The 25,523-nt window shown below is 60.7% G+C and carries 24 protein-coding genes and 1 pseudogene; 16 read left to right on the forward strand and 9 right to left on the reverse strand.

Translation table 11 applies throughout. From position 1 onward, the window contains the following. The first annotated feature begins 1 nt into the window (after position 1). The 6 genes from kdpF to PSH88_RS08715 all read left to right on the forward strand — a co-directional run bounded on the left by kdpF (position 2) and on the right by PSH88_RS08715 (position 8,118). Positions 2–91, forward strand: a complete 90-nt coding sequence (kdpF, locus tag PSH88_RS08690) for a K(+)-transporting ATPase subunit F (RefSeq protein ID WP_007899818.1) — start codon at positions 2–4, stop codon at positions 89–91. A gap of 8 nt (positions 92–99) precedes the next feature. Next, positions 100–1,794 (forward strand): potassium-transporting ATPase subunit KdpA, encoded by a 1,695-nt coding sequence (gene kdpA / locus PSH88_RS08695; protein WP_305425832.1) that lies wholly within the window; start codon positions 100–102, stop codon positions 1,792–1,794. Positions 1,795–1,804: 10 nt separating this feature from the next. Beyond that, positions 1,805–3,862, forward strand: coding sequence for a potassium-transporting ATPase subunit KdpB (gene kdpB / locus PSH88_RS08700; RefSeq protein ID WP_305425833.1), 2,058 nt, complete (start codon positions 1,805–1,807; stop codon positions 3,860–3,862). Positions 3,863–4,015: 153 nt separating this feature from the next. Next, positions 4,016–4,561: a potassium-transporting ATPase subunit KdpC gene (kdpC, locus tag PSH88_RS08705; protein WP_305425834.1), complete on the forward strand. Its 546-nt coding sequence runs from the start codon at positions 4,016–4,018 to the stop codon at positions 4,559–4,561. Between the two features lie 158 nt (positions 4,562–4,719). Further along, entirely contained in the window at positions 4,720–7,371 is a 2,652-nt protein-coding gene (locus PSH88_RS08710) for a sensor histidine kinase (protein ID WP_305425835.1), read from the forward strand. Between the two features lie 48 nt (positions 7,372–7,419). Then, positions 7,420–8,118: a response regulator gene (locus tag PSH88_RS08715; RefSeq protein ID WP_305425836.1), complete on the forward strand. Its 699-nt coding sequence runs from the start codon at positions 7,420–7,422 to the stop codon at positions 8,116–8,118. Positions 8,119–8,259: 141 nt separating this feature from the next. Here the strand turns inward: PSH88_RS08715 and PSH88_RS08720 are convergent, their stop codons facing one another. Beyond that, the gene (locus tag PSH88_RS08720; protein ID WP_305483512.1) at positions 8,260–9,300 is read right to left on the reverse strand and encodes a patatin-like phospholipase family protein; all 1,041 of its coding nucleotides are present in this window, start codon (positions 9,298–9,300) and stop codon (positions 8,260–8,262) included. Between the two features lie 219 nt (positions 9,301–9,519). Between PSH88_RS08720 and PSH88_RS08725 the strand changes: the two genes are divergently transcribed. From PSH88_RS08725 to PSH88_RS08735, 3 genes are all read left to right on the forward strand, one after another. Beyond that, positions 9,520–9,798 (forward strand): hypothetical protein, encoded by a 279-nt coding sequence (locus PSH88_RS08725; protein ID WP_095055823.1) that lies wholly within the window; start codon positions 9,520–9,522, stop codon positions 9,796–9,798. 46 nt (positions 9,799–9,844) lie between these two features. Next, entirely contained in the window at positions 9,845–10,612 is a 768-nt protein-coding gene (locus PSH88_RS08730) for a CHAD domain-containing protein (protein ID WP_305425837.1), read from the forward strand. Positions 10,613–10,750: 138 nt separating this feature from the next. Next, on the forward strand, positions 10,751–11,548 hold the full coding sequence (locus PSH88_RS08735; RefSeq protein WP_305425838.1) for an acyl-CoA thioesterase: 798 nt from the start codon (positions 10,751–10,753) through the stop codon (positions 11,546–11,548). A 13-nt stretch (positions 11,549–11,561) separates the two neighbouring features. Here the strand turns inward: PSH88_RS08735 and PSH88_RS08740 are convergent. From PSH88_RS08740 to PSH88_RS08750, 3 genes and pseudogenes are all read right to left on the reverse strand, one after another. Beyond that, a pseudogene (locus PSH88_RS08740) lies at positions 11,562–11,792 on the reverse strand (Mpo1-like protein); the annotation flags it as partial. 216 nt (positions 11,793–12,008) lie between these two features. Next, positions 12,009–13,490, reverse strand: a complete 1,482-nt coding sequence (locus PSH88_RS08745) for a methyl-accepting chemotaxis protein (protein WP_305425839.1) — start codon at positions 13,488–13,490, stop codon at positions 12,009–12,011. 115 nt (positions 13,491–13,605) lie between these two features. Further along, positions 13,606–14,415, reverse strand: coding sequence for a TatD family hydrolase (locus PSH88_RS08750; protein WP_305425841.1), 810 nt, complete (start codon positions 14,413–14,415; stop codon positions 13,606–13,608). 237 nt (positions 14,416–14,652) lie between these two features. Here PSH88_RS08750 and PSH88_RS08755 point away from each other — a divergent pair, with 237 nt between their 5' ends. From PSH88_RS08755 to PSH88_RS08765, 3 genes are all read left to right on the forward strand, one after another. After that, entirely contained in the window at positions 14,653–16,074 is a 1,422-nt protein-coding gene (locus PSH88_RS08755; RefSeq protein ID WP_305425842.1) for an MltF family protein, read from the forward strand. A 103-nt stretch (positions 16,075–16,177) separates the two neighbouring features. Then, on the forward strand, positions 16,178–16,612 hold the full coding sequence (locus tag PSH88_RS08760; RefSeq protein WP_305425843.1) for a DoxX family protein: 435 nt from the start codon (positions 16,178–16,180) through the stop codon (positions 16,610–16,612). 259 nt (positions 16,613–16,871) lie between these two features. Next, the gene (locus PSH88_RS08765) at positions 16,872–17,180 is read left to right on the forward strand and encodes a class I SAM-dependent methyltransferase (protein ID WP_305425844.1); all 309 of its coding nucleotides are present in this window, start codon (positions 16,872–16,874) and stop codon (positions 17,178–17,180) included. Positions 17,181–17,198: 18 nt separating this feature from the next. Here the strand turns inward: PSH88_RS08765 and greB are convergent, their stop codons facing one another. Genes greB through PSH88_RS08780 form a run of 3 tightly spaced genes read right to left on the reverse strand, consistent with a single transcriptional unit; the run spans position 17,199 to position 20,929 of the window. Next, on the reverse strand, positions 17,199–17,696 hold the full coding sequence (gene greB, locus PSH88_RS08770) for a transcription elongation factor GreB (protein ID WP_129436988.1): 498 nt from the start codon (positions 17,694–17,696) through the stop codon (positions 17,199–17,201). 45 nt (positions 17,697–17,741) lie between these two features. Next, the gene (locus PSH88_RS08775) at positions 17,742–20,246 is read right to left on the reverse strand and encodes an ABC transporter permease (RefSeq protein WP_305483513.1); all 2,505 of its coding nucleotides are present in this window, start codon (positions 20,244–20,246) and stop codon (positions 17,742–17,744) included. After that, the gene (locus PSH88_RS08780; protein ID WP_305425845.1) at positions 20,246–20,929 is read right to left on the reverse strand and encodes an ABC transporter ATP-binding protein; all 684 of its coding nucleotides are present in this window, start codon (positions 20,927–20,929) and stop codon (positions 20,246–20,248) included. The genes PSH88_RS08775 and PSH88_RS08780 overlap by 1 nt, the downstream gene beginning before the upstream one ends. Positions 20,930–20,939: 10 nt before the next feature. On the opposite strand from PSH88_RS08780, the gene PSH88_RS08785 reads away from it, so the two are divergent. From PSH88_RS08785 to PSH88_RS08795, 3 genes are all read left to right on the forward strand, one after another. Further along, a complete protein-coding gene (locus PSH88_RS08785) occupies positions 20,940–21,545 on the forward strand; it encodes an arylesterase (protein WP_305425846.1) in 606 nt (201 codons plus the stop codon). 56 nt (positions 21,546–21,601) lie between these two features. Next, the gene (locus tag PSH88_RS08790; RefSeq protein ID WP_007899882.1) at positions 21,602–21,895 is read left to right on the forward strand and encodes a hypothetical protein; all 294 of its coding nucleotides are present in this window, start codon (positions 21,602–21,604) and stop codon (positions 21,893–21,895) included. A 179-nt stretch (positions 21,896–22,074) separates the two neighbouring features. Beyond that, on the forward strand, positions 22,075–23,046 hold the full coding sequence (locus PSH88_RS08795; protein ID WP_305425847.1) for a L,D-transpeptidase family protein: 972 nt from the start codon (positions 22,075–22,077) through the stop codon (positions 23,044–23,046). Between the two features lie 123 nt (positions 23,047–23,169). Here PSH88_RS08795 and oprI read toward each other — a convergent pair whose 3' ends face one another. Next, complete coding sequence (oprI, locus tag PSH88_RS08800; RefSeq protein WP_003172710.1) at positions 23,170–23,421, reverse strand: outer membrane lipoprotei OprI; 252 nt, start codon at positions 23,419–23,421, stop codon at positions 23,170–23,172. Positions 23,422–24,050: 629 nt separating this feature from the next. On the opposite strand from oprI, the gene PSH88_RS08805 reads away from it, so the two are divergent. Further along, complete coding sequence (locus PSH88_RS08805; protein WP_030132333.1) at positions 24,051–24,332, forward strand: GNAT family N-acetyltransferase; 282 nt, start codon at positions 24,051–24,053, stop codon at positions 24,330–24,332. A gap of 70 nt (positions 24,333–24,402) precedes the next feature. Here the strand turns inward: PSH88_RS08805 and PSH88_RS08810 are convergent, their stop codons facing one another. Then, the gene (locus tag PSH88_RS08810) at positions 24,403–25,479 is read right to left on the reverse strand and encodes a 3-deoxy-7-phosphoheptulonate synthase (protein WP_305425848.1); all 1,077 of its coding nucleotides are present in this window, start codon (positions 25,477–25,479) and stop codon (positions 24,403–24,405) included. Between the last annotated feature and the right edge of the window lie 44 nt (positions 25,480–25,523).

The raw sequence follows: 25,523 nt of genomic DNA on the forward strand, positions 1-25,523 counted from the left end.
CATGAGCGTTCTGGACGGGGTGTCACTGCTATTGGCAGTGGGGCTGTTCATTTATCTGTTGGTTGCGCTGTTGCGCGCGGACCGGAACTAGGAGCGGCTATGCACAGTTATGACTATTGGCTGATCCTCGCCTTCTTCGCCGTGGTGCTGATCCCGGCACCGTTTCTGGGGCGCTTCTACTACAAGGTGATGGAAGGGCAGCGCACCTGGCTTTCGCCGATTCTCGGGCCGGTGGAGCGTGGTTGCTATCGGGTGGCCGGCGTCGATCCGCAAGCCGAACAGAGCTGGCAGAAATACACCCTGGCCTTGCTTGCCTTCAACCTCGCGGGTTTTTTGCTGCTGTTTGCGATCCTGCTGTTTCAGGATCACTTGCCGTTGAATCCGCAAAACCTGCCGGGGCAGGAGTGGACGCAAGCGTTCAATACCGCCGTCAGCTTCATGACCAATACCAACTGGCAGTCCTACAGCGGCGAAGCGACCCTCAGCTACTTGAGTCAGATGGTCGGCCTCACCGTGCAGAACTTCGTCAGCGCCGCCACCGGGCTTGCTGTGTTGGTTGCGCTGTGTCGCGGCATCGGTCGCAAATCCACCAAAACCCTGGGCAACTTCTGGGTCGACATGACCCGCGCCACCCTCTACGGCCTGTTGCCGTTGTGCCTGTTGCTGGCGCTGTTTCTGGTCTGGCAGGGCGTGCCACAAACCTTCGCCCACTACGTGAACGCCGTGACCATGCAAGGCGTCGATCAGGTGATCCCGCTCGGCCCGGCCGCCAGCCAGATTGCGATCAAACAACTGGGCACCAACGGCGGTGGCTTCTTCGGCGTCAACTCGGCGCATCCGTTCGAGAACCCGACGGCCTGGAGCAACCTGTTCGAAGTCGCCTCGATCATTCTGATCCCGGTGGCACTGGTGTTCACCTTCGGCCATTACGTGAAAGACCTGCGTCAGAGCCGCGCGATCATCGCCTGCATGCTGGCGCTGTTTTTGATCGGCGGCGCGACGTCGCTGTGGGCTGAATACCAACCCAATCCGACCCTGGCCAACGTCGCCGTCGAACAGACTGCACCGCTGGAAGGCAAGGAAGCGCGTTTCGGCACCACCGCTACAGTGTTGTGGTCGGTGACTACCACTGCGGCGTCAAACGGTTCGGTCAACGGCATGCACGACAGCCTCAACCCGCTGAGCGGCATGGTCGCGATGATCAACATGATGGTCGGCGAAGTGATCTTCGGCGGCGTCGGTGCCGGGCTCTACGGCATGTTGCTCAACGTGCTGATTGCGGTGTTCCTCGCCGGGCTGATGATCGGCCGCACTCCGGAATACCTCGGCAAGAAACTGCAAGCCCGGGAAGTTCAGCTGCTGGTGGTGACCTTGCTGGTGATGCCGGTGGGCGTGCTGGTGCTGGGTGCGATTGCCGCCAGCCTGCCAGGCCCGGTCGCGGCGGTGAGTAACCCCGGTGCTCACGGTTTCAGTCAGTTGCTTTATGCCTATACCTCGGCCAGTGCCAACAACGGTTCGGCGTTCGGCGGCTTCGGTGCGAACACCGCGTTCCACAACCTGATGCTGGGCCTGGGCATGTTGATCGGGCGCTTCGGCTACATCCTCCCGGTACTGGCCCTGGCCGGCAGCCTGGCGATGAAGAAAACCGCGCCGATTGGCCAGAACAGTTTCCCGACCCACGGCCCACTGTTCGTCACCCTGTTGACCGTGACCATTTTGCTGGTGGGTGGTTTGACCTTCTTGCCGACCCTGGCGTTGGGTCCTATCGCTGAACACCTGAGCCTGGGCTTCTAAGGAGTCGATGATGAATATGCCCGCAACGAAAGCCGCCGTCGTCAAGGCGCCGGAACAACCGAAAACCGCGATTTCGGCCCTCTGGCGTCCGGCGCTGGTGCAAGCCTTCGTCAAGCTCGACCCACGGCAATTGCAACGTGCGCCGGTGATGCTGGTGGTGGAACTGACCGCGATTTTGACCACCGTGCTGTGCTTCATTCCCGACAACGCCGTGCCGACTTTCGTCGCCGCGCAAATCGCGTTGTGGCTGTGGTTCACCGTGTTGTTCGCCAACTTCGCCGAAGCGCTGGCCGAAGGTCGCGGCAAGGCCCGCGCCGATAGCCTCAAGGCCGGCAGCGAAGGCTTGAGTGCCCGGCGTAAAAACGCCAATGGCAGCTTTCAGATCGTGCCGGCGACCAGCCTGCGCAAGGACGATGTGGTACGCGTCGAAGCGGGGGAGATGATTCCCGGTGACGGCGAGGTGATCGAAGGTATCGCGGCGGTCAACGAAGCGGCGATTACCGGTGAATCGGCGCCGGTGATTCGCGAATCTGGCGGTGACCGTTCGGCTGTCACCGGCAATACCCGACTGGTGTCCGACTGGCTGCTGGTGCGCATCACCGCCAACCCTGGCGAGTCGACGCTCGACCGCATGATCGCCTTGGTCGAAGGCGCCAAACGCCAGAAAACCCCGAACGAAGTAGCGCTGGATATCCTGCTGATCGGCTTGACCCTGATCTTCCTGCTGGTAGTTGTGACCCTGCAACCGTTCGCTCACTTCGCCAATGGCAGCCTGCCGCTGGTGTTTCTGGTGGCGTTATTGGTCACGCTGATTCCGACCACCATTGGTGGCTTGTTGTCGGCCATCGGTATCGCCGGGATGGACCGTCTGGTGCGCCTGAACGTGATCGCCAAGTCCGGTCGCGCCGTGGAAGCGGCGGGGGACGTGCACGTCCTGTTGCTGGACAAGACCGGCACCATCACCTTCGGCAACCGTCGCTGCTCCGCGATCTATGCCGCACCTGGTGTCACCGCCAAAGAGCTAGCCGAAGGTGCGTTGTTCGCTTCGCTGGCGGATGACACCGCGGAAGGCAAATCCATCGTCGAGTACCTGCGCGGTCTTCACCCACAACCGGAGCCGTCCGCCGAGGTGCTGACCGCCGTGCCGTTCAGCGCTGAAACCCGCCTGTCTGGTGTCGACTATCAGGGCCGGGTCTACCGCAAAGGCGCGGTGGATTCGCTGCTGACCTTCGTTGGCCTGAAGCGCGCCGATCTGGCAGCGCCTCTGTCCCGGGAAATCGACAAGATCGCTCAGAGTGGCGGCACGCCTTTGCTGGTGTGCGCTGACGGCAAATTGCTCGGTGTGATTCATCTGAAGGACGTGGTCAAACCCGGCATCCGCGAACGTTTCGCTGAGCTGCGCAAACTGGGGATTCGCACGGTCATGGTCACGGGCGACAACCCGCTGACCGCTGCTGCGATTGCTGCGGAAGCAGGCGTGGATGACGTGCTGGCCGAAGCCACGCCGGAGAAGAAACTGGCGCGCATTCGTCACGAGCAGAACGACGGTCGGCTGGTCGCCATGTGCGGCGACGGTGCCAACGACGCCCCGGCCCTGGCCCAGGCGGACGTGGGCATGGCGATGAACGACGGCACACAAGCGGCGCGGGAAGCGGCAAATATGGTCGACCTCGACAGCGACCCCACCAAGCTGCTGGACGTGGTGCAAATCGGCAAGGAATTGCTGGTGACCCGCGGTGCGCTGACCACCTTTTCCATCGCCAACGACGTGGCCAAGTACTTCGCGATCTTGCCGGCGCTGTTTGCCTCGATCTACCCGCAATTGGGTGTGCTCAACGTCATGCACCTGAGCAGTCCGCAGAGCGCGATTCTGTCGGCGATCGTGTTCAACGCCTTGATCATTGTGGTCCTGATTCCGTTGGCGCTGCGCGGCGTGCGGGTGCAGGCGGTGAGCGCGGCGGCGTTGCTGCGACGCAATCTGCTGATCTATGGGCTGGGCGGGATACTGGTGCCGTTCGTGGGCATCAAGGCGATCGACATGCTGTTGACGGTGTTGCATTTGGTTTGACTTGCGCGGTGCGCCAGTTGCGCCGCCTTCGCGAGCAGGCTAGCTCCCACAAAGGCACCAGATTCCCCCGTGGGAGCGAGCCTGCTCGCGATGAATGCGCCACGTTGCACCTGACTGAATGCTGTATTTGTTATCCGAATCGAGGATTGTGAAATGTCCACACTGATACGTCCGGCCCTGAGCCTGCTGATGCTGATGACCCTGATCACCGGCGTCGCTTACCCCTTGGTCGTCACCGGCATCGCCCAGGTTGCCTTCCCGGACCAGGCCAACGGCAGCCTGGTGCGCGACGCCGACGGCAAGGTCCGAGGCTCGTCGCTGATCGCCCAGGATTTCGTCGGCGACGCCTGGTTCCACCCACGGCCATCGGCCGGTGCTTTTGCTACCGTGTCGAGCAGTGCCAGTAACTTCTCGCCAAGCAATCCGGCCCTGGCCACTCGGGTTATCGACGAGGCCAATAAATTGCAGGTAGCTGGTCAGGGACCGGTTCCGTTGGCCATGCTGACCACCTCCGGCAGCGGCCTCGATCCGCACTTGCCACCGGCCGCGATTGCCTATCAACTGGCGCGTGTCGCGGCGGCGCGCAATCTGCCGGTGTCTACGCTTGAGCAACTGCTGGACGCGCACATCGAGCAGCCTTTGGTGGGGCCACCGGTGGTGAATGTGTTGGCGCTGAATAGGGCGCTGGAAAAACTGTAGATCGGTGGCGCCGCCAATCGCGGGCAAGCCCGCTCCCACAGGAGGTGATGGTGGATACAAAATTTGTGACCACCATCGATCCCTGTGGGAGCGGGCTTGCCCGCGAAGAGGCCCTGACAGTCACTGCATCAACATCAAAATGAGAGAGAACTTCAAGCATGAGTGACTCCGGCCGCGCCGACGCGCTGTTAGCAGACCTGCCCCGCGATGGCCGTGGCCGGCTCAAGGTATTCCTTGGCGCAGCCCCGGGCGTGGGCAAGACCTACGCCATGCTGCAAGCCGCCCACACTCAACTGCGCCAAGGCGTGAAAGTCATGGCCGGGGTGGTCGAAACCCACGGTCGCGCCGAAACCGAAGCGCTACTGGCTGGCTTGCCGCAACAACCGTTGGTGCGCTCGGAATACCGTGGTGTGATGCTCGAAGAAATGGACCTCGACGGTCTGCTAGCCGCCAAACCGAAACTGGTATTGGTGGACGAACTGGCCCACAGCAATGCCCCCGGCAGTCGTCACGCCAAACGCTGGCAAGACATCCAGGAATTGCTGGCCGCCGGCATCGACGTGTTCACCACGGTCAACGTCCAGCATCTGGAAAGTCTCAACGATCAGGTGCGCGGTATCACCGGTGTACAAGTGCGCGAAACCCTGCCGGACTGGGTGCTGCAAGAAGCCTACGAATTGCTGCTGATTGACCTGCCGCCGCGCGAGCTGCTGGAGCGTCTGCGCGACGGCAAAGTCTACGTGCCGGAGCAGGCGCGGGCGGCCATCGATGCGTTCTTCACTCAGACCAACCTCACGGCCCTGCGCGAACTGGCGATGCAAACCGCCGCCGCTCAGGTCGATAACGATCTGGCCCAGGGGTATCGCCAGTTGGGGCAGGCAGCACCGGCCGTGCGCGGTCGCTTGCTGGTGGGCGTCGATGGCGATGCTCAGGCCGAGCGCTTGGTGCGTCACGCCAGTCGCGTCGCCCAGCGCCGGCATCTGCCGTGGAGCCTGGTGCATGTGGACAACGGTCGTGTGCGCGACGAGCAATCGCGTCTACGCCTGCAAAGCGCTCAACAACTGGCCGAACGCCTCGGTGGCGAAGTGGTGTTGCTGCGCGCGGGCGAGGTAGCGAAAACCTTGATCCAGCACGCCGCTGAACGACGCGCCAGCCTGGTGCTGGTGGGCCAGTCGCGTCAGCGTTTGCGTCGACGGTTGTTTGGTGGCGGTCTGGCGTCTCGTTTACTGCGCGATGCTCGCGGGCTGGAAATCAACGTGCTCGACAGCGATCACGAACAGCATCAACCGCGCCAACGCTCGGCGCAGTCGCTGGTCTGGTTCGACTACGCGTTGGCGCTGGTGGCGACGGTGCTCGCCAGTGCCTTGGCCTGGGCGGTGTCGAGCGTCTTGCCGCTGCCGAACATTTCGCTGGTGTTCCTCGCGGCGGTATTGCTGGTGGCGGTGCGCAGCAGCCTTGGCCCGGCATTGGCCTGCGCGGCACTGTCGTTTCTGACCTATGATTTTCTGTTCATTCCGCCGACTTTCTCCTTCAGCATCCAGCGCGAAGAAGATGTGCTGACCTTGCTGTTCTTCCTGCTGATGGCGGCCCTCACCGGCAACCTGGCGGCGCGGCAACGGCGACAATTGCAGGCCCTGCGCGACACCCAGGAAGAAACCAGCGAACTGCTCGACCTGTCGCGCAAACTCACCGCCGCCACCGACCGTCAGGCTGTGGTCAGCGCTGCGGCGCAACACCTCAATGGCTGGACCGATCTGAAACTGTGCCTGCTCAATCGCGATGGCCAAAGCGGCTGGAAAGTCGAAACCGGTGGGCCGCTGGAGTTCTCTGAAGCCGAGCGCGCCGCCGCCGATTGGGCCTGGCAACATGATCAACCGGCCGGCGCGGGCACCGGCACCTTGCCGTTCGGGCGCTGGTGGTGGTGGCCGTTGTCGGTGGACGATGGGCCGCTGGCATTGCTCGGCGTGTGTGCCAAAGAAGGTCAGACCTTGAGCGGCCAGCGGCGGCGCTTGCTGACCGCACTGAGCCAACCGCTGGCCCAGGCATTGGCTCGCGCGCAACTGGCCGATGACCTTGAGGCGGCGCGCTTGCATGGCGAAACCGAGCAATTGCGCAGCGCGCTGCTGGCCTCGGTGTCACACGATTTACGCACGCCGCTGACTTCCATGCGCGGCAGCATCGACAGCCTGCTGGCGCTTGGCGAGGCGATTCCCTTGGAGGACCGCCGCGAACTGCTCGAAGGCACCCGCGATGAAGCCGAACGGCTGGATCGCTACATTCAAAACCTGCTGGACATGACTCGCCTCGGTCACGGCGCCTTGAAGCTGGCGCGGGACTGGGTGTCGCCGGCAGACATCGTCGGCAGTTCGCTCAATCGCCTGCGTGCGGTGCTGGCGTCGTTGCAAGTCATTACCGAAGTGCCGGCCGAACTGCCGCTGCTCTATGTGCATGCCGCGTTGATCGAACAAGCACTGGTCAACGTGCTGGAAAACGCCGCGCGTTTTTCTCCGCCCCACGGACGTCTTGAGTTGCGCGCCGGGGTCGATGACAGCGAGCTGTTTTTTTCGGTGAGCGATGAGGGACCGGGGATTCCGCAGGAGGATCGGGCGAAGATTTTCGACATGTTCTACACCGCCGCGCGCGGCGATCGCGGCGGGCAGGGCACCGGGTTGGGCCTGGCAATCTGTCAGGGCATGGTCGGTGCCCATGGCGGGCGGATCAGCGTCGCCGACGGCATTGAAGGGCGCGGCACCTGCATCACGCTGCACCTGCCGTTGCAGACTCAGCCGGGATTGGACAGTGAAGCCTGATCTCGCCTGCGCTACTCTCTTGCCACTTCTTTGTGTTGATATGAATTCATGAGCCAGACCGCGACCATTTTGGTCATCGACGACGAACCACAGATCCGCAAATTCCTGCGCATCAGCCTCGCCTCCCAAGGCTACAAAGTGCTGGAGGCCGGCACCGGCACGGAAGGCCTGACCCAGGCCGCATTAAACAAACCCGACTTGCTGGTGCTCGACCTCGGCCTGCCGGACATGGACGGCCAGCAGGTGCTGCGCGATTTTCGGGAGTGGTCGACGGTGCCGGTACTGGTGCTCTCGGTGCGCGCCAGCGAAGGGCAGAAAGTCCAGGCCCTGGATGGCGGCGCCAACGACTACGTGACCAAGCCGTTCGGCATCCAGGAATTTCTCGCCCGAGTGCGCGCGTTGCTGCGTCAGGCGCCGACCGGTGAGGCCCAGGAAGCGGCGCTCAGTTTCGGTCCGCTCACCGTGGACCTGGCGTATCGCCGGGTGCTATTGGACGGCGCCGAAGTGGCGCTGACGCGCAAGGAGTATGCGGTACTGGCGCAACTGGCGCGGCATCCGGGGCGGGTCATCACCCAGCAGCAATTGCTCAAGGACATCTGGGGCCCGACTCACACCGAAGACAGCCACTATCTGCGGATAGTGGTGGGGCACTTGCGGCAGAAACTGGCGGATGATCCGACTCAGCCACGGTTCATCGTTACCGAGGCGGGGGTGGGGTATCGGTTGTTGAGTGAGGGTAGTCTTTAGTTTTTGTGGTGGCTGATCCTGCGCCATCGCGGGCAAGCCCGCTCCCACAAAGTTTTGTGGCGGTCACATAATCTGTGAACACCCGGAACACTGTGGGAGCGGGCTTGCCCGCGATGAGGCCCTTTGATTCACCCAAGAACCTCAAGATTCCCGCTCACTCTCATACCGATCCAGCGTATCCCGCGCAATCTCACGCCCCAGCGCGATCAACTCCGGTGCCTTGTAAAACTCGAAAAACCGGCACACCCGCTTGGGCACGTTGATCAAGATATCCGGCGGATACCCGGCAATCTTGTACTGCGCCAATGACGTCTGCATCACCTCGAAACTCTGGTTGATCAGGTCCAGCAAGGACGCCGGCCCCACATTGTCGATGATGAACGACCCGGTGGCGGATTTGGGTGCGCCATTGCTTTCCGGGGCTGCCGCCGGTTGCTGGCCTTCGGGTTCGGCGGATTCGATCCACGGATTAATCTCGGCCGCTTCTGCCATCAACGCTTCCTTTTCCAGCAGCAGCAATTGTTCCGCCTGTTTGCGGCGGAAGGGCAATTTCGAGCCCAGCGAGTTGATCAGACTGTCGAAGCGGGTCTTGAACGCGGCCGGGCGCTGGATCACCGGCAGTTGATAGTGGCGTTGGTTGGTGGAGTTGAGGTTGACCGCGATGATCAGGTCGCAATGGCTCGACACCACCGGCACGATCGGCAACGGGTTGAGGATACCGCCGTCCACCAGCATTCGATTGCCCTGCATCACCGGCGTGAACAGGCTGGGGATCGCCGCCGAGGCGCGCATGGCCTGGTGCAGGCAGCCTTCCTGAAACCAGATTTCCTGCTGGTTGGTCAGGTCCGTGGCCACGGCGGTGTAGGGAATGCGCAGGTCTTCGATGTTGATTTCGCCGACGATCTTGCGGATCTGCCCGAAGACCTTTTCCCCGCGAATCGCGCCCAGGCGAAAGCTGACGTCCACCAGACGCAAGACGTCGAGGTAATCCAGGCTCTCGATCCAGTCGCGATAATCGTTGAGTTTACCGGCGGCATAGATCCCGCCGACCACCGCGCCCATGGAGCAACCGGCGATGCAGGCGATGTCGTAGCCGCGCCGTTCGATCTCTTCAATGACGCCGATATGGGCGTAGCCCCGGGCGCCACCCGAGCCCAACACCAGTGCGACACGCTTTTTCATGAATCGACCTCTCTGACAAGGTTCAACAATGCACCTATCGAGGGGCAAGCTTCAATCGCTATGGTCGCTCGGCGGGGCGATAGCGTCGTTTTTTGACACTCAATAAAGGCGAATGGGTATCCTCGCGAGCGCTATAGTTTCCACTGCGGGTCCAAGGCACTTTTCACGCGCCAGGCCGTCTTAGCTGCACGACTGTTTATTATCTTTGAGGTGTGAGTGATGAAAGCCTGGATCTGTGTGCCGTTGATTGCCCTGGCACTCGCCGGTTGTGCCGGTAAAACCGCCTACCGTGACAGCTGCGGGAGCCAGCTCGACGCCGCCTGGCGTGAACTGGACCTGGCCAAGGTCGAGGGCTTTGCCGGGACCGTCAGCTACTCCAAGGCGCTGTCCTTGCTGACCGGTGCCAAGACCCAGCAGCAATTCGAAGCCTATGAGGGTTGTACCAAGAAGGCCGAGAAGGCGCGCTTCTACATCCGTGAATCCCGCGCCGGCCGTTGAAGCATGATGTAGCACACTTGGGGTAATTCGATTCAGGGAGCAAGCGATGTCTGCCTTGGTTGATCGGTTGGTGGCTCATGTTTTGAGCCTGGACGTTCGCTTGCTCGCCTGTCAGGCACGCTTGAGTGCGCGTACCGACTCTGAAGCGCTGCATGATCTACGCACCACCGTGCGGCGTTTGCGCAGCTTGCTGCGGCCCTTGCGCGGTTTGCCCGGGGTCGAGCAACTGGAAGCGGCGGCGTCCCGGGTGGGTGATCTGACCACGCCGTTGCGCGATCGCGAAGTGCTGGCGGCGTACTTGCTTGAGCACGATCAACCCGAGGCCGCGCACCGGCGCATGGTGCGGATGGAAGAAGCTTATCCCCTCGTGGCGACGAGCCCGGAGGTGGCGCAGATGCTGATGATCCTCGACGCCTTTCCACGTTTCCTGCGGGCTTCCCAGCGCCAGGGTTTGCTCAAGGGCTTGCGCAAGCGCATCGAAAAACGCCTGGGCAAACAATGGAAGAAACTCGACCAGGCCCTGCATGACCCCGCCCATGACCGCCATCGCCTGCGCCTGCTGATCAAGCGCGTGCGCTATGGCATCGAAGCCTACCCCGAACTGAATCGTTTGCCGGAAGCGGCCTTGCCCAACCTGAAATCGGCCCAGTCCGCTCTGGGCGATTGGCACGACAGCTGGCAGTGGCTGGACCGCGCCAAAGAAGAGCCCGATTTGCAGCCGTGTGTCGCGGTCTGGAAAACCACCTTGGCCAAGGCTGAAGAACGCGCTGACCGCGTCCTCGACAAATTCAGCGCCGCCTGCTTCAAATCCTGAATACCCCGCTCCCACATTAGTTTGTGTGTTCAATGTTGGCGCGGCTCATCTGTCAGTGATTTTGGCCGGAATAAGCGCTGTGTCGGCTTTGCGGGCTGGTTAAGATCGTTCCATCCATTTTTTCCCTCTGAGGTTCCCATGCGCTTTTCCGATCTGCTCGACGCTGTTCGCAGCCAGCCGCAAGAGCTGTCTATTCCGGCCGAATGGGGTCAGGGGCGGGCGAGTTTTGGTGGGTTGATAGCCGCCTTGCAATACGAAGCCATGCGCGCAAAAGTCCCGGAGGATCGTCCGGTGCGTTCGCTGGCAATCACCTTTGTCGGTCCGGTCGAACCCGATGTGCCGGTCAGCTTTGAAGTCGATGTGCTGCGCGAAGGCAAAGCCGTCAGCCAGGTGCTGGGCCGGGCGATGCAGAAGGGCCAAGTGGTGACGTTGGTCCAGGGCAGCTTCGGCGCCTCGCGACCTTCCGAAGTGGCGGTCACGGCCAACGCTGCGCCCGAGATGAAGCACTGGGACGACTGCCAGGAAATGCCCTATATCAAAGGGGTGACCCCGGAATTCATGCGTCATTTGGCAATGCGCTGGAGCATCGGTGGCCTGCCGTTCACCGGCAACACCTCCCGCGAGATGGGTGGTTGGGTGCGCTTGCGCGGGGAGGTGAAGGACGAGGCGGTCAGCGAGGCGCATATTCTGGCGCTGGTCGACGCCTGGCCGCCGTCCTTGTTGTCGCATCTGAAGAAACCGGCGGCAGGCAGCACGCTGACCTGGACCATCGAATTCGTCCAGCCGTTGCTGGCGTTGAGCACGCTGGACTGGTGCAAGTACCTGGTGGAAATCGAGTATGCCGCTGACGGCTACGGGCACGCCGCCGCAAAACTGTGGAGCGAAGACGGTCAGTTGATTGCCATGAGCCGGCAGACCGTGACAATTTTCGCCTGATACTCGTAGGCTACGCCTCCAGATGATGACCGTGACGCTGCAAGCCCAGGGCGGCGAGCAGGCCGATGACGCCGATCGCGAAGCTCGCCAGATCCAGGCTGAACACTCCCGAAACCATCAGCAAAAACGCCACGATGAACAACGGCACGGCAATCAGGTGCAACACCAGATTGGTCGGGTGCTGGTGATTATTCGGGTACGCTCGCCATTGCCAGGCGGGAAGGTGGGGATGACGTTTGCCCATGATGTTTATCCTTTATTCGTGAGGCGCTTGAATAAAGAATAGGCCTGGCAAAAGCTGTCGGCGAATCAAGGCTGGCTATCGAAGTGATAGGGGTCATGGGCAATATTGATGTTGACCGGGCTGACGCCTTCGCGAGCAAGCCCGCTCCCACAGGTAATGCGCAAATTTTGAAATAACGCTAATCCTGTGGGAGCGGGCTTGCCCGCGATGGGGCCGTCACAGTTTAAGTTGCCCAATGGCCTTGCTCAATTCCCCCGCCAACATCGCCAACTCATTGCTGGTAATCGCCGAATTCACGGTCTGCTGCACGGTGTTTTCGGTCACGTCGCGAATGCTCACCACCGCCCGATTCATCTCTTCCGCCACGTGGCTCTGTTGCTCGGCCGCCACCGCGATCTGCGTATTGCTTTCACGCATCTGCGCCACCGCAGTGGTGATTTCGGCCAGAGCCACACTGGCTTCCTGAGCTTGTTGCATGCAGTCGTCCGCCTTGTACGAGCTTTCCTGCATGAAATCCACCGCATCCCGAGTGCCGGCCTGCAGCGCTGAAACCATGGTGGTGATCTCGTCGGTAGACGCCTGGACTCGCTTGGCCAGGTTACGTACCTCATCGGCGACCACCGCAAACCCGCGGCCCATTTCACCGGCCCGGGCCGCTTCGATGGCGGCGTTAAGGGCCAGCAGGTTGGTCTGTTCGGCAATGCTGTGGATCACGCTGACCACGCCGTTGATCTTCTGGCTGTCCTCGGCCAGACGCTGAATCATCTCGGCCGTTTGCTGCACGCCAGTGGACAACCCGCCAATCGATTTCTGCACCCGAGTGACCACTTCCTGACCACTGCCGGCCAGGGTGTCGGCAGTTTGCGAGAGGTCGCGGGTGGCGCCGGCGTGTTGGGCGATGTGATGGACCGTGGCAGTCATTTCATTGATCGCCGTGGCGGCCTGATCGGTTTCGCTTTGTTGACCGAGCATGCCGTGACGCACCTCGTTCATACTCGACGCCAGCCGCGCGGCACCGACATCCAGTTGCCGAGCGGTGTTGGCGACGGTGTTGACCACCCGCTGGTAACCGGCCTGCATGGCATTGAAGGCGTTGGCCATTTGCCCGACTTCATCCTTGCAAGCCAGTGGCACGCGGGCCGACAGGTCACCGGTTTTCTCGACGTGGAGCATCACGTCTTTCAAGGTGTTGAGCTGGCTGAGCAGGAAGCGGATCAACAGTTGCGACGCGCCGAGCATTGCCAGCATCAGGATGAACACCGCTACCGCGTAGTGGGTGAAACGTTCGCCGAATACTTGGCTCAGGCTCGGGCCATAGGCAATCACCGCGGCTTGTTGACCGTCGGGGCGAGTGAATACCTCGGCGCCCATCAACGGGTTTTCACCGAACAGCGGCATAGAGTTGATTTCGGTCCACCCGTTGGTATCGGTCAGCTCCAGCAGCGGTTGCCCGTTCAGTAACGGCGCTTGCCCGCGATTGAAGGTCAGCAGGTTATCGGCCTTGGGCAGCGGCTGTCCGGCAGGCCAGGCGTTGAGCAATCGCGTCTGGACCTGGGCCGACGCCTGGGCGGCGTGGCTGCGGGCCTGCTGCTCGAGCTGCACGGCGTACAGCACCAGCAACAGGGTGGTAACGAAGGCGACGGCGTTGACCGCCCAAAATTTGTATTTCAGCGAGATGTTGCTAAGCCAGGCACCCATGGAGGTCTTCTCTGATAGCGGAAACAGTTTTGGCAAGGTGCCATTATTGTGCCGCTATGCAGGACTTCGACTCTTGATGTGGATCAACATCCTCCGCTCCCACAGGGATTTGTGGTTATTGGGCGATTGAGGGCAGACCGAAGAACGCTCGCGCACAGGCCGTGCTGTGAGCAGCCAAATCTTCCACCGTTTCCCCACGATGCAACGCCACCTCCCGCAACACTTCGATCAGATACGCCGGCTCGTTGCGACCATTTTTCGGCTTGGGTCGCAGACTGCGGGGCAGCAGATACGGCGCATCGCTCTCCAGCATCAAGCGCCCGCGTTTAATCTCCTTGACCAACGGATGTAAGTGCGTGCCTCGGCGTTCATCGCAGATCCAGCCAGTGATGCCGATGTGTAGATCCAGGTCGAGGTAGCTGAACAGTGCCTTTTTCTCACCGGTGAAACAGTGCACCACGGCGGCTGGCAACTGGTCGCGGTAATCACGCAGGATCTCCAGCAATCGTTGGCTGGCATCGCGCTCATGCAGGAACACCGGCAATTGCAGCTCGACCGCCATCGCCAGATGTTCTTCCAGGACTTTTTCCTGTTGCGGGCGGGGCGAGAAATCACGATTGAAATCGAGACCACATTCACCCACGGCCATTACGTTCGCCTCCTTGAGCAAACTGCGCAGACGCTGAGCACTGTCGGCGTTCCAGTCACTGGCCGAGTGCGGGTGAATACCGGCCGTAGCGAATAGCCGTTGAGCGCTTTCGTCCAGTTGCTGGCACAGTTCCAGAGCCTGTTCGCTGCCCTCGATGCTGGTCCCGGTGAGCACCAGTTGGCAGACCCCGGCAGCATAAGCACGGTCGAGTACAGCCTGGTGTTTGTCGGCGAAACTGGGGTTGGTCAGGTTGACGCCGATATCGATGAGTTGCATGGTGCTACCTCGGACCAAAGGCCGGAAAGCATATCAGAGCTGTAGATTTATAAGAAAAGCCAAGAACTACAATGAGTTAAAGCTGTCTGTTGAGGCCGTGAGACAGGTCGGGGTTGGTAGGCTTGCCATCACTGTGCCACTCTCACGCACTTTGCCGGCGCTTCAGGCGCTCTGTTTCTGTCGTTCGACGTCATGAAATCACCCATGAGGTCGGCCAGTATTCTTTCCGGAGAGTGGATGACTCGTCCCTCGCTTTTGTTACTGCTGTGTTGTTCGTTGCTGCTGCCAATGCCGGCGGTTGCGCGTCTGGCCGGGCCGTTGCAAGCCGTGCCGGCGGCCAAGGTCCGCGACCTGGCGGAGATTCGTAGCAGTCGCGTGCTGCGGGTGTTGGTCAACCAAAGCCGCAACAGCTCCGGTGAAGTCCAGGGTCAGGCCATCGGCGTCGAGTACCACCGTCTGCGCGCTTTCGAACAATACCTCAATGGCCATGCTCGTGACGGCCAGGAAATCACCCTCAAGATCATTCCCAAAGCCAAGGATCAACTGCTCGGCGCGTTACAGCGCGGGGAGGGTGATCTGGTCGCGCCGGGGGAGTTGCTCGATCCGCAATCGGGCCTTGCGGTCAGCACCAGTCAACCGATTGCCAGCAATGTGCCGTTGCTGCTGGTGGGGATCAAAGGCGAACGACGTTACACCCGTCTCGAACAACTCTCGGGCAAAACCCTTGCGCTACCCACCGGCAGCGCCGCCGGGGATGCGGTCAGTCAGATCAATCAGAAGCTCGCGCTGCACAAATTGCCTCCAGTGAAGATCGAGTGGGTCGATCCCAGCCTGGCGGTCGAGGACGTGCTGGAAATGGTCCAGGGCGGGATCTTTCATCTGACGATTGTCGAGCAACCGATTGCCGAACGTTGGGGCAAGATCCTGCCCAAATTGCGCTTCGATCGTCAGGTCATTATCAGCGAGCCGGGCGAGGAATTCTGGTTCGTGCGCCGCGATGCCTCAATGCTGCGTTCGAGCATCGATCGCTTCCTGACTACCTACAAGAAGCCGTCGGACCAGGATGTGGCGTTCCTGCGGATTTATCGACGCTTGTATCAAGTGCACTATCCCTTGGCCAAGGCCGATCGGCAGCGCCTGGAAAAACTTCGACCGGTGCTACAGAAACACGCTGAAGCCCAAGGCATGGACTGGCTGAACCTGGCGGCGCTGGCCTTCAAGGAGTCGGCGCTGCAACCCAACGCCAGAAGCGGTAGCGGCCCCACCGGCCTGATGCAAATCACCCCGTCCGCCGCCCAACGGGTTGGCGTGAGTAATATTCAAAACCTCGACGCCAATGTGCAGGCCGGCGCCAAGTACCTGGCAATGATCCGCCGCAAGTTTTTTGCCAGCCCCAAACTCAATGAACGCGAGCGCATGGCGTTCGTGCTGGCGGCCTACAACATGGGACCGGAGCGGGTTCAAGGCATGCGCGCCGAGGCTCGGCGACGCGGCCTGAATCCTAATCAGTGGTTTTTCCAGGTCGAGCGCATCGCCATGGAGCAGGTGGGAATGGGGGCTGTCAGCTATGTTAATAGCGTGAACAAGTATTACTTGGCGTTCGATCGGGAGCGGGAGTCGTTGGAGCCTCAGGGGCAAAAAGTGGTCTCGCGGAAATGATCGACTAATATGATTGTTATGGTGCGTTTTTTGCGCTTTTAACATGAGTTTTATTGATTAATATAGCGGCCAACCAACACACACTCACAATGGATGACACAGCATGAGCACACTGATCAACAAGGTATTGTTCACTCGCGCGGGCTACGGTCTGACGATTCTGCGCATTTTCGTCGGCATCATCTTCGCGGCCCATGGCGCACAGAAACTCTTCGGGGCATTCGGTGGCTACGGCATTGCCGGCACCGCGCAGTACATGGAAAGCATCGGGCTGGCACCGGGTCACCTGATGGCGATGCTGGCCGGTGGTACCGAGTTCTTCGGCGGTCTGGCGCTGATCATCGGTCTGCTGGTACGCCCGGCAGCGCTGGGGTTGACCTTCCTTTCGCTGGTGGCGATTTTCTCGGTGCACATCAGCAACGGTCTGTTCATGGCTAACAACGGTTATGAATTCGCGCTGGCTTTGCTCGGTGGCAGCCTCGCGGTACTGATCGAAGGTGCAGGCAAGCTGTCGGTAGACCGCGCCATCACCGACTGACCGCCCTGGCTCAACGAAAAGGCCTGCATTGTGCGACGCACTGTGCAGGCTTTTTTGTTGCTGGTGATTCTTGACACTGTCCGGTCAGCTTCTCTAGGATGCTGCCCATGCGCCGATTTAAACAGCTACTTGCGGGGCGCCAGGTGACTCATTCAGTTGCCGATAGAAGCTTGAGACAGGCTTCGAAATACCGCTAAAGCGCTGGTTCGGTGTTGCCTCTCACCTGCCATGCAGACTTTTGAGGCAGAGACACGACACAATGAATGCATTAAGCCCCGTTATACGCCCCGCGCCGATCACGGCACACCTCACCCAGCGCAATCCAAAAATCCTGCTTGGCGGTAAACATCAGCCGACGCTTCTGCGTTACCTCGATGGCTGGCCACGTCGTACCGGTGGGCCTGCTGCTTTCCTGATTCAGTTTGTCGACGACGGCGAGTCACTGGCACGGTTTGCCGACGACAGTTTCGATCTGGCGGTGATTCAATCGCCCAGTGCAGAGGATGCACCTGAAATGATCAAACAGCTGACCCGCGTCGCGCGCCAAGGACTGATTGCCCGCCGCTGAGGCTCAGAGCGCTGGGGCTTATAAATAGTCGATCGCCACGATATACACGCATTGTTCGCCAGTCGGCGTCTGCACCCGCACTTCGGCGTCCAGTGCCTTGCCGATCAAGGCGCGCGCCAACGGTGAATCGATGCTGATCAGGCCTAGTTTCAGATCCAGCTCATCTGGCCCGACAATGCGATAGCGCGACTCTTTGCCGTCTTCATCTTCAATCGTGACCCACGCGCCAAAATAAACCTTGTTCGGATCGCTGGGTTTTTCGCTGACGACCTTGAGCGCTTCCAGGCGTTTGGTGAGAAAACGCACGCGACTGTCGATCTCGCGCAGCATTTTTTTGCCGTAGGTGTACTCGGCGTTTTCCGAGCGATCGCCCTGGGCCGCCGCTTCGCTGACCGATTGCGTCACTTGTGGTCGGCGCACATGCCAGAGTTCATGAAACTCGGCCCGCATCCGCGCTTCACCTTCGGGGGTGATCAGCGCGGTGCCAGCGGTGCGGGGAGGGCGATAACGGCTCATGGCGACTTCTTGTGGTTGAATACGTGATCAGAGCGCTTGAGTTTATCAACCCTCGCGCAAGACTGTCAGGGGGCTGGCGTTCAAGGCGCGGCGTGTGCCGAACACACCGGCACCGCCGATCAGTACTGCACCGATCAGTGGCAACACCAACAGCCATGGATGCGGGTGCCAGGGCAGGTCGAAGGCATAACGGTAGAGCACCAGGCTCACCAGTTCCGAACCCAGTGCCGCCAACAACCCGCTGACCGCTCCGAGCAAACCGAACTCGATCCGCCGGGCCCTGACCAGCAACTGTCGCTCGGCGCCTAGCGCTCGCAGCAATGCACCTTGGCGAATGCGTTCATCCAGCGTTGCCTGCAAGCCGGAGAACAACACCGTCATCCCCGCCGCCAGCACAAACAACAGCACGTATTCCACTGCCAGGGTGACCTGGCCGAGAATGCTGCGCAGCTGCGCCAGCAAGGCTTCGACCTGCAGAATGGTCACTGCCGGAAAGCTGCGGGACAGGTCGACGATCTGCTGATCGTGACCAGCCGCCAGATAGAAGCTGGTCAGGTAGGTCGCCGGCAAGTCCTTCAAGGTGCCGGGCTGGAAGATCATGAAAAAATTCGGCTGGAAGTTGTCCCAGTTGATCTCCCGCAGACTGGTGACTTTCGCCTCCCGATTGACCCCGCCGACGGTGAACACCATGTGATCGCCGAGCTTGAGTTTGAGGCTTTCGGCGACTTTACCTTCCACCGAAACACCGGGTATTTCATCCGCTGGTTGCTGGTCCCACCAGTTGCCGGCGGTGAGTTTGTTGCCCGCCGGCAGGTCTGCCGCCCAGGTCAGGCTCAAGTCGCGTTGAATGGCTCGATCGCCGGCCGAATCCTTGCTGACGATCTCCTGCACCGGTTCGCCATTGATGCTGATCAGCCGTCCCGGTACCACCGGGTACAGCGGCGCCGATTGTGCCGACAACTCCATCAGTCGATCGGTAAAGGCCTGTTTGTCCGCCGGCAGAATGTTCAGGGCGAAATAGTTAGGGGCGTTTTTCGGCAACTGGTTTTGCCAGGTGTCGAGCAGCTCACCCCGCAGCAAAGCGATCAGCGCCATGGACAGCAGAATCAAACCGAAGGCCAGGGCTTGACCCGCCGCTGCCAATGGATGGCGCAGCAGTTGGCCCAACCCGAGGCGCCATGGCAATGCGGCGCGCGCCAGCATCCGGCGCAGGCTCTTCAGTAGCAGTAACAACAAACCGCCCAGCACCAGCGCCGCGATCACACCGCCGCCGAGCAGGGCGAAGGTCAGCAACAGGTCCAGGCTCAAACGCCACATGATCAGGCCGAGGGCACCCAATGCCGCGCCATAGACTATCCAGGTGCTGGACGGAATCGGCAGCATGTCGCGACGCAACACGCGCAGCGGTGGCACGCGACCCAAGGCGGCCAGTGGCGGCAGGGCGAAACCGGCCAGCGCGACCAGCCCGGTGCCAATCCCGGCGATGGCCGGGAACAGGCCTCCCGGTGGCACATCGGTCGGCAGTAAATCACGCAGTAGCGCAAACAGCCCAAGCTGTGCCAGCCAGCCGAGCAGGGCGCCGCTGATGCTGGCGAGCAGTCCGAGTACGGTCAGTTGCAGACTGAACAGCACCATGGTTTCCCGACGGGACAGACCCAGACAGCGCAGCAATGCGCTGGCGTCGAATCGGCGAGTGGCGAAGCGTGTCGCCGACAACGCCACCGCCACGCCGGACAGCAACACTGCCACCAGACTGGCCATGTTCAAATAACGTTCAGCCTTGCCCAGGGCGCCGCCGATCTGTCGATTGCCGTCCCGGGCATCCTGGATGCGTTGGTTAGCCGCCAAGCCTGGCTTGATCAATTGACGATAGGTTTCCAGCGCCTCGGCTTTACCGCGCCAGAGTTCGCGGTAACTGACCCGGCTGCCGGGTTGCACGACGCCGGTCGCTTCAAGGTCGTCAAGGTTGATCAGCACCCGTGGCGTCAGGCTGTAGAAATTGCCGGCGCGATCCGGTTCGTAGGTCAACACCCGTGCCAGTGTCAGGGTTTTCAGGCCGACATCGATGCTGTCGCCGATCTTCAAGTCCAGAGCGGTCAGCAGTCGCGCTTCCACCCAGGCTTCGCCGGGTTTCGGACTGCCGCCGGGTTCTTCCGGCGCGAAGGGCGCGGGGGCGCTTTTCAGTTCGCCGCGCAACGGGTAGACGTCATCGGCGGCTTTGATACTGGATAGTTGAATGCCGTTGTCGGTGGCGATGACGCTGGAAAACTCCACCACCTGAGCGTGCTCAAGGCCCAACTCCGTGCCGCTTCTGATCTGTTCGGGCCGTGCCGGCGAACTGCCTTCAAGCACCAGGTCGGCACCGAGAAATTCGGTGGCGCGCAGCATCATGGCGCCATTCAGGCGGGCACCGAAGTAACCGATGGCGGTACTCGCCGCCACGGCAACCAGCAAGGCGAAGAACAACACGCGCAACTCGCCGGCGCGGGCATCACGCAGCAATTGGCGAAAAGCGAGACTGAACAGGCGCAACAGCGGCAAGCGTGCCATCAAGGCTCCAGAGGGGCGACCAGCAGGCCGGCTTCAAGGCGGATCAGGCGCCGGCAGCGATGTGCCAGGCGTTCGTCGTGGGTTACCAGCACCAGGGTCGTGCCGCTTTCCTGGTTGAGTTCGAACAGCAGATCGCTGATGCGCTCGCCGGTGTGGCTGTCGAGGTTGCCGGTGGGTTCATCGGCGAACAACACATCGGGCTCGGCGGCAAAGGCACGGGCAATCGCCACGCGCTGCTGTTCGCCACCGGAGAGCTGGCGCGGCGAGTGGGTCAGGCGTTGACCCAGGCCGACTCGTTGCAGCAGTTCGGTGGCGCGCTCGCGGGCGTCTTTGCGGCCATCGAGTTCCAGCGGCAGCATGACATTTTCCAGGGCATTGAGACTGTCGAGCAGCTGGAATGATTGAAAGACAAACCCCACGTGCTCGGCGCGGATCCGCGCGCGCTGATCTTCATCGAGATTGCTCAGGCCTTGCCCGGCGAGGGTGACTTCGCCGCTGCTCGGCAGGTCGAGGCCGGCCAGCAGGCCGAGGAGGGTGGATTTGCCGGAACCGGAGGCGCCGATGATGGCCAGGCTATCGCCCTTGTTCAGTTCCAGGCTGAGTTCGTGCAGGATAGTCAGTTCACCTTCCGCGCTGGGAACCACTTTGCTGAGGTTCTTCGCGGTGAGAATGCTTGCGCCCATGGAGAATCCGATGCGTGTGTGGTTTTTGAGTGCTGGCCTGGCCTTGATGTGCATGGCCCAGAACGCAGCGGCGGGTACAGTCCTGATCGTTGGCGATAGTATCAGCGCCGGTTTCGGCCTGGATACCCGCTTGGGGTGGGTGTCATTGCTCGAGCAACGGCTCAAGCACGAAGGTTTCGACGATAAGGTGGTCAATGCATCCATCAGCGGCGACACCAGTGCCGGAGGCCGGGCACGCCTGCCGGCGCTGCTTGCAGAGCATAAACCTGAGCTCGTCATCCTCGAGTTGGGAGGCAATGACGGCTTGCGCGGAATGCCGCCAACACAATTGCAACAAAATCTTGCGTCGATGATCGACAGCTCTCGCGTCAGTGGCGCCAAGGTGCTGTTGCTGGGCATGCAATTGCCACCCAATTATGGGGTGCGTTACACCCAGGCCTTTGCCGAGGTTTTTATCAAGGTGGCCGACGAGAAAAAAATCCCGCTGGTGCCGTTTTTTCTCGATGGCGTGGGCGGTCATCCGGACCTGATGCAATCCGACGGCCTGCACCCGGCGGCCGGGGCTCAGGGCAAGTTGCTGGAAAATGTCTGGCCGACACTGAAACCGCTGCTTTGACGCTTTTCTAGCGGCGGTGTTTCGGCTAAGGTGGCGCCCCCGATTTGGAGCCCCCGATGCCGCGTCCTGCCTGGTCCCTTTTTGCCTACCAACTGATCGAGCCTGACGAACAGCTGGATCTGTTCGCCTGCCAGGAAGTGCGGGTGCATCTGGTGACTCGTCAGCTGGAACTGGGCGGCTCGGCGGACCGAACCTTGTGCGGCAGTCTGTTGCCGGCGCAACCGCGCTGGTCGAGCGTCGACCGTACAGTGTTCCAGGACCAGCGCCTGTGCTCGCTGTGCCGGGCCATCCTGGAATCGCAAAAACGCGGCACCTCGCCGATCTGGCCTGAGTTGCGGTTCGAGCTTTAGATCCCTGTGGCGAGGGGGGCTTGCCTGCTGTGGGGGGCTTGCCACAGACAAGCCCCCCACAGACAAACCCCTCACCGCCGATCCCCCCAACCGCAGGTCTTTACGTCTCCCCGAAATTACGGAAGGCGGTGTACAATTCCATTTTTATACCCTTGTCGATCATGCGAAGGATTTTCCGGATGTTGCCGCGCTTTCCCGCCGTCACCCGCTGCCTGTCTCTTGCCGCCCTCTGTGTCGCGGGCCCGGTAGCAGCATTGGAGCTACCCCTGCCACCTCCTGGTGAAGACATCATCGGCCAGGTGCAAGTGATCAAGGCCAAGTACGAAGATACCTTCGCCGACCTTGGCACCACCTACGATTTGGGCTACTCGGAAATGGTCGCGGCCAACCCGGGCGTTGATCCATGGTTGCCGGGCGCGGGTACCGAAGTGGTGCTGCCAACGCGCTTCATCCTGCCGCCGGGCCCCCGTGAAGGCATCGTCATCAACCTGGCCGAATACCGTCTCTACTATTTCCCGAAAGGCCGGGACGTGGTGTACACATTCCCGCTGGGTATCGGCCGTGAAGGCTGGGGCTCGCCGATTGCCCACACCAGCATCATCGCCAAGACGCCGAACCCGACCTGGACGCCTCCAGCGTCGATCAAGGCCGAGCACGCCGCTGATGGCGATCCGCTGCCGAATGTGGTGCCGGCCGGCCCGGACAACCCTCTGGGGCCGTTCAAGTTCACGCTGGGCACTCCGGGCTACCTGATTCACGGTTCCAACAAGAAATTCGGTATCGGCATGCGCACCAGCCATGGTTGCTTCCGCATGTTCAACAACAACGTGCTGGAAATGGCCAGCATGGTGCCGGTCGGGACGTCGGTGCGGATCATCAATGACCCGTACAAGTTCGGCCTCAGTGGCGGCAAGGTTTATCTGGAAGCGCACACGCCGCTGGACGACAAGGGCAACCCTTCGGTGGTCGACAAGCACACCGCAGTGATCAATGCGATGCTCAAGCGTGAGGACATCACCAACAACTTGCGCATGAACTGGGATGTAGTGCGTGACGTGGTTGCCGCTGAAGATGGCCTGCCGGTGGAAATCGCCGTGCCGAATGCTTCGGCGCCGATGGTATCGAGTGCACCGATCGACCTGCAGCAGTAACGCGTTAAAGCAACCCGCCGACGCAGGCCGCGTCGGCGGGTTTTTTATGGCCTGCAGAAACGGCGGGCAATAAAAAAGCCGACCCAAAAAATGGGTCGGCTTGATAACAATCCCGAAGGACTATTACTTGCGGCTAGCTTTTTCCAGCATGCGCAGAGCACGCTCGTTAGCTTCGTCAGCAGTCTGTTGTGCTTTTTGAGCAGCAGCCAGAGCTTCATCAGCTTTACGGTAAGCTTCGTCTGCACGAGCCTGGGAGCGAGCTGCTGCGTCTTCAGTAGCAGTCAGACGTGCTTCGGTTTCTTTCGATACGCTGCTGCAACCGGTAGCCAGAACTGCGGCCAGAGCCAGAGCAGAGAATTTCAGAACGTTGTTCATCGTGTTCCCCTTCAAGGACTTTCTATTAAGTAGCTGTCTCCTCAGAGTGAGGAAATAGCCGGCGTACATACTACCCATTACTTGTAGTAAGTAAACTGACGTAGAGCAAGAAGCAAAAAAAATTGTAGGCGTTGATTCTTTTTCGAGCAACTTTTAACTGCATTGTATAAAAAATATCCAGCTGCGAAGCCCGAACTGAGCGAGCCGCCAAAAAAAGTTCCCCACCTCAGCAGCTGTTTTTCAGTCTCGACTAAAGTCTGTCTAGATGGAATCGTCCACACTTTTGTTCGGGTTTTGCGCAGCGGCTCTCATATCTTTATCCATGTTGAGGTGACTTAAACAAAGGGCGCTCGTCTCAAGTCTCAATACCCGGCAATGTTCAGGCCTGACTCGGGAATATCCCGGTCGAGCCGACCCTGCGTTACCCCAGGCCATACCCGCCAGCCAGCATGACGAGCGTCCCTTGAGCATTTCTGCCAATGGTGCCTACTATTTGATACGTGCTCGGTTGCGCGAGATTGGTGTTGCTCTCTCGGTGTCCATTCAGGCACGGGGTGGCGTAGATGTTCCTTCGCCGGAAAAACATCGGTAAGGTAGGGGTCAGAATTAAAGACCCGCGAGGAGTAGTGATGAGCGAGGCGTTGTCCATCCACCATGACCAGGCTGGTCATCAGTTCGAGACCACTGTGGACGGTTATCGTGCCTACCTGACCTATATGGATCTGGGGAAACAGACCCTGGATATTTATCGTACCTTTGTGCCCAACGCGCTGCGTGGTCGCGGCATCGCGGCGGCGTTGACCGAGCAGGCACTGCAATACGCTGAGGAAATGGGCTACACGGTCATTCCATCGTGTTCCTATGTGGAGCGCTACATGGAGCGTCACCAGCGGCATGCTGCCAAGCTGTGAACAAAGCGAACGCATAAAAAAACGCCAGGTTTAAACCTGGCGTTTTTTTATGCGTGAAATGAAACGGCGATCAGCTGCGCTCGCGTTTCGGCAACACATCCTTGAGCTTGGCGTGCATGCTGCGCAAGGTGTTTTCGGTGGCGGTCCAGTCGATGCAGGCATCGGTGATCGACACGCCGTATTGCAGGTCGGCGAGGTCTTTCGGGATCGCCTGGCAACCCCAGTTCAGATGACTTTCGACCATCAGGCCGATGATCGACTGGTTGCCTTCGAGGATCTGATTGGCGACGTTCTCCATCACCAGCGGTTGCAGGGCCGGGTCCTTGTTGGAGTTGGCGTGGCTGCAATCGACCATGATGTTCGGCTTGATCTTCGCCTTGTTCAGCGCTTGCTCGCAGAGCGCGACGCTGACCGAATCGTAGTTCGGTTTGCCGTTACCGCCGCGCAACACCACATGACCGTAGGCGTTGCCCTTGGTGGTGACGATCGACACGCCACCTTCCTGGTTGATACCCAGGAAACGGTGTGGGCTGGAAACCGATTGCAAGGCGTTGATGGCTACCGTCAGGCCGCCATCGGTGCCGTTCTTGAAGCCGACAGCCGAGGACAGGCCGGAAGCCATTTCACGGTGAGTCTGGGATTCGGTGGTGCGTGCGCCGATCGCCGACCAGCTGATCAGGTCCTGCAAGTATTGCGGGGAGATCGGGTCGAGGGCTTCGGTCGCGGTCGGCAGGCCCATTTCGGCCAGGTCCAGCAGCAACTGACGACCGATGTGCAAGCCATCCTGGATCTTGAACGAGTCGTCCAGGTACGGGTCGTTGATCAAACCTTTCCAGCCGACGGTGGTGCGTGGCTTCTCGAAATACACGCGCATGACCAGATACAGGGTATCGGACACTTCGGCCGCGAGCACCTTCAGGCGCTCGGCGTATTCGTGGGCAGCCTTGATGTCATGGATCGAGCACGGCCCGATCACGACGAACAGGCGGTGGTCGGTGCCATCAAGAATGTTGCGAATGACTTCGCGACCCTTGGTGACGGTGCGCAGGGCAGCGTCGCTCAGAGGGATATCACGCTTGAGCTGATCGGGAGTGATCAGGGTTTCGTTGGAGGCGACGTTAAGGTCGTTGATCGGTAAATCAGCCATCGTTTACTCGTCAGGTCACGGGTGCCGGCCGCCAGCGAACCCGC

It is taken from the genome of Pseudomonas wuhanensis (assembly GCF_030687395.1).
Taxonomy (GTDB): Bacteria; Pseudomonadota; Gammaproteobacteria; order Pseudomonadales; family Pseudomonadaceae; genus Aquipseudomonas; species Aquipseudomonas wuhanensis.

What these genes read in the sequence shown, in the direction of transcription:
- PSH88_RS08775 (WP_305483513.1), bottom strand. Translation starts at nt 20,246, where the DNA reads ATGGCACGCTTGCCGCTGTTGCGCCTGTTCAGTCTCGCTTTTCGCCAA.
- kdpC (WP_305425834.1), top strand. Translation starts at nt 4,016, where the DNA reads ATGTCCACACTGATACGTCCGGCCCTGAGCCTGCTGATGCTGATGACC.
- oprI (WP_003172710.1), bottom strand. Translation starts at nt 23,421, where the DNA reads ATGAACAACGTTCTGAAATTCTCTGCTCTGGCTCTGGCCGCAGTTCTG.
- kdpA (WP_305425832.1), top strand. Translation starts at nt 100, where the DNA reads ATGCACAGTTATGACTATTGGCTGATCCTCGCCTTCTTCGCCGTGGTG.
- PSH88_RS08765 (WP_305425844.1), top strand. Translation starts at nt 16,872, where the DNA reads ATGAATGCATTAAGCCCCGTTATACGCCCCGCGCCGATCACGGCACAC.
- PSH88_RS08785 (WP_305425846.1), top strand. Translation starts at nt 20,940, where the DNA reads ATGCGTGTGTGGTTTTTGAGTGCTGGCCTGGCCTTGATGTGCATGGCC.
- PSH88_RS08735 (WP_305425838.1), top strand. Translation starts at nt 10,751, where the DNA reads ATGCGCTTTTCCGATCTGCTCGACGCTGTTCGCAGCCAGCCGCAAGAG.
- PSH88_RS08755 (WP_305425842.1), top strand. Translation starts at nt 14,653, where the DNA reads ATGACTCGTCCCTCGCTTTTGTTACTGCTGTGTTGTTCGTTGCTGCTG.
- PSH88_RS08790 (WP_007899882.1), top strand. Translation starts at nt 21,602, where the DNA reads ATGCCGCGTCCTGCCTGGTCCCTTTTTGCCTACCAACTGATCGAGCCT.
- PSH88_RS08730 (WP_305425837.1), top strand. Translation starts at nt 9,845, where the DNA reads ATGTCTGCCTTGGTTGATCGGTTGGTGGCTCATGTTTTGAGCCTGGAC.
- PSH88_RS08745 (WP_305425839.1), bottom strand. Translation starts at nt 13,490, where the DNA reads ATGGGTGCCTGGCTTAGCAACATCTCGCTGAAATACAAATTTTGGGCG.
- kdpB (WP_305425833.1), top strand. Translation starts at nt 1,805, where the DNA reads ATGAATATGCCCGCAACGAAAGCCGCCGTCGTCAAGGCGCCGGAACAA.
- PSH88_RS08710 (WP_305425835.1), top strand. Translation starts at nt 4,720, where the DNA reads ATGAGTGACTCCGGCCGCGCCGACGCGCTGTTAGCAGACCTGCCCCGC.
- PSH88_RS08720 (WP_305483512.1), bottom strand. Translation starts at nt 9,300, where the DNA reads ATGAAAAAGCGTGTCGCACTGGTGTTGGGCTCGGGTGGCGCCCGGGGC.
- PSH88_RS08725 (WP_095055823.1), top strand. Translation starts at nt 9,520, where the DNA reads ATGAAAGCCTGGATCTGTGTGCCGTTGATTGCCCTGGCACTCGCCGGT.
- PSH88_RS08780 (WP_305425845.1), bottom strand. Translation starts at nt 20,929, where the DNA reads ATGGGCGCAAGCATTCTCACCGCGAAGAACCTCAGCAAAGTGGTTCCC.
- kdpF (WP_007899818.1), top strand. Translation starts at nt 2, where the DNA reads ATGAGCGTTCTGGACGGGGTGTCACTGCTATTGGCAGTGGGGCTGTTC.
- greB (WP_129436988.1), bottom strand. Translation starts at nt 17,696, where the DNA reads ATGAGCCGTTATCGCCCTCCCCGCACCGCTGGCACCGCGCTGATCACC.
- PSH88_RS08810 (WP_305425848.1), bottom strand. Translation starts at nt 25,479, where the DNA reads ATGGCTGATTTACCGATCAACGACCTTAACGTCGCCTCCAACGAAACC.
- PSH88_RS08795 (WP_305425847.1), top strand. Translation starts at nt 22,075, where the DNA reads ATGTTGCCGCGCTTTCCCGCCGTCACCCGCTGCCTGTCTCTTGCCGCC.
- PSH88_RS08760 (WP_305425843.1), top strand. Translation starts at nt 16,178, where the DNA reads ATGAGCACACTGATCAACAAGGTATTGTTCACTCGCGCGGGCTACGGT.
- PSH88_RS08805 (WP_030132333.1), top strand. Translation starts at nt 24,051, where the DNA reads ATGAGCGAGGCGTTGTCCATCCACCATGACCAGGCTGGTCATCAGTTC.
- PSH88_RS08750 (WP_305425841.1), bottom strand. Translation starts at nt 14,415, where the DNA reads ATGCAACTCATCGATATCGGCGTCAACCTGACCAACCCCAGTTTCGCC.
- PSH88_RS08715 (WP_305425836.1), top strand. Translation starts at nt 7,420, where the DNA reads ATGAGCCAGACCGCGACCATTTTGGTCATCGACGACGAACCACAGATC.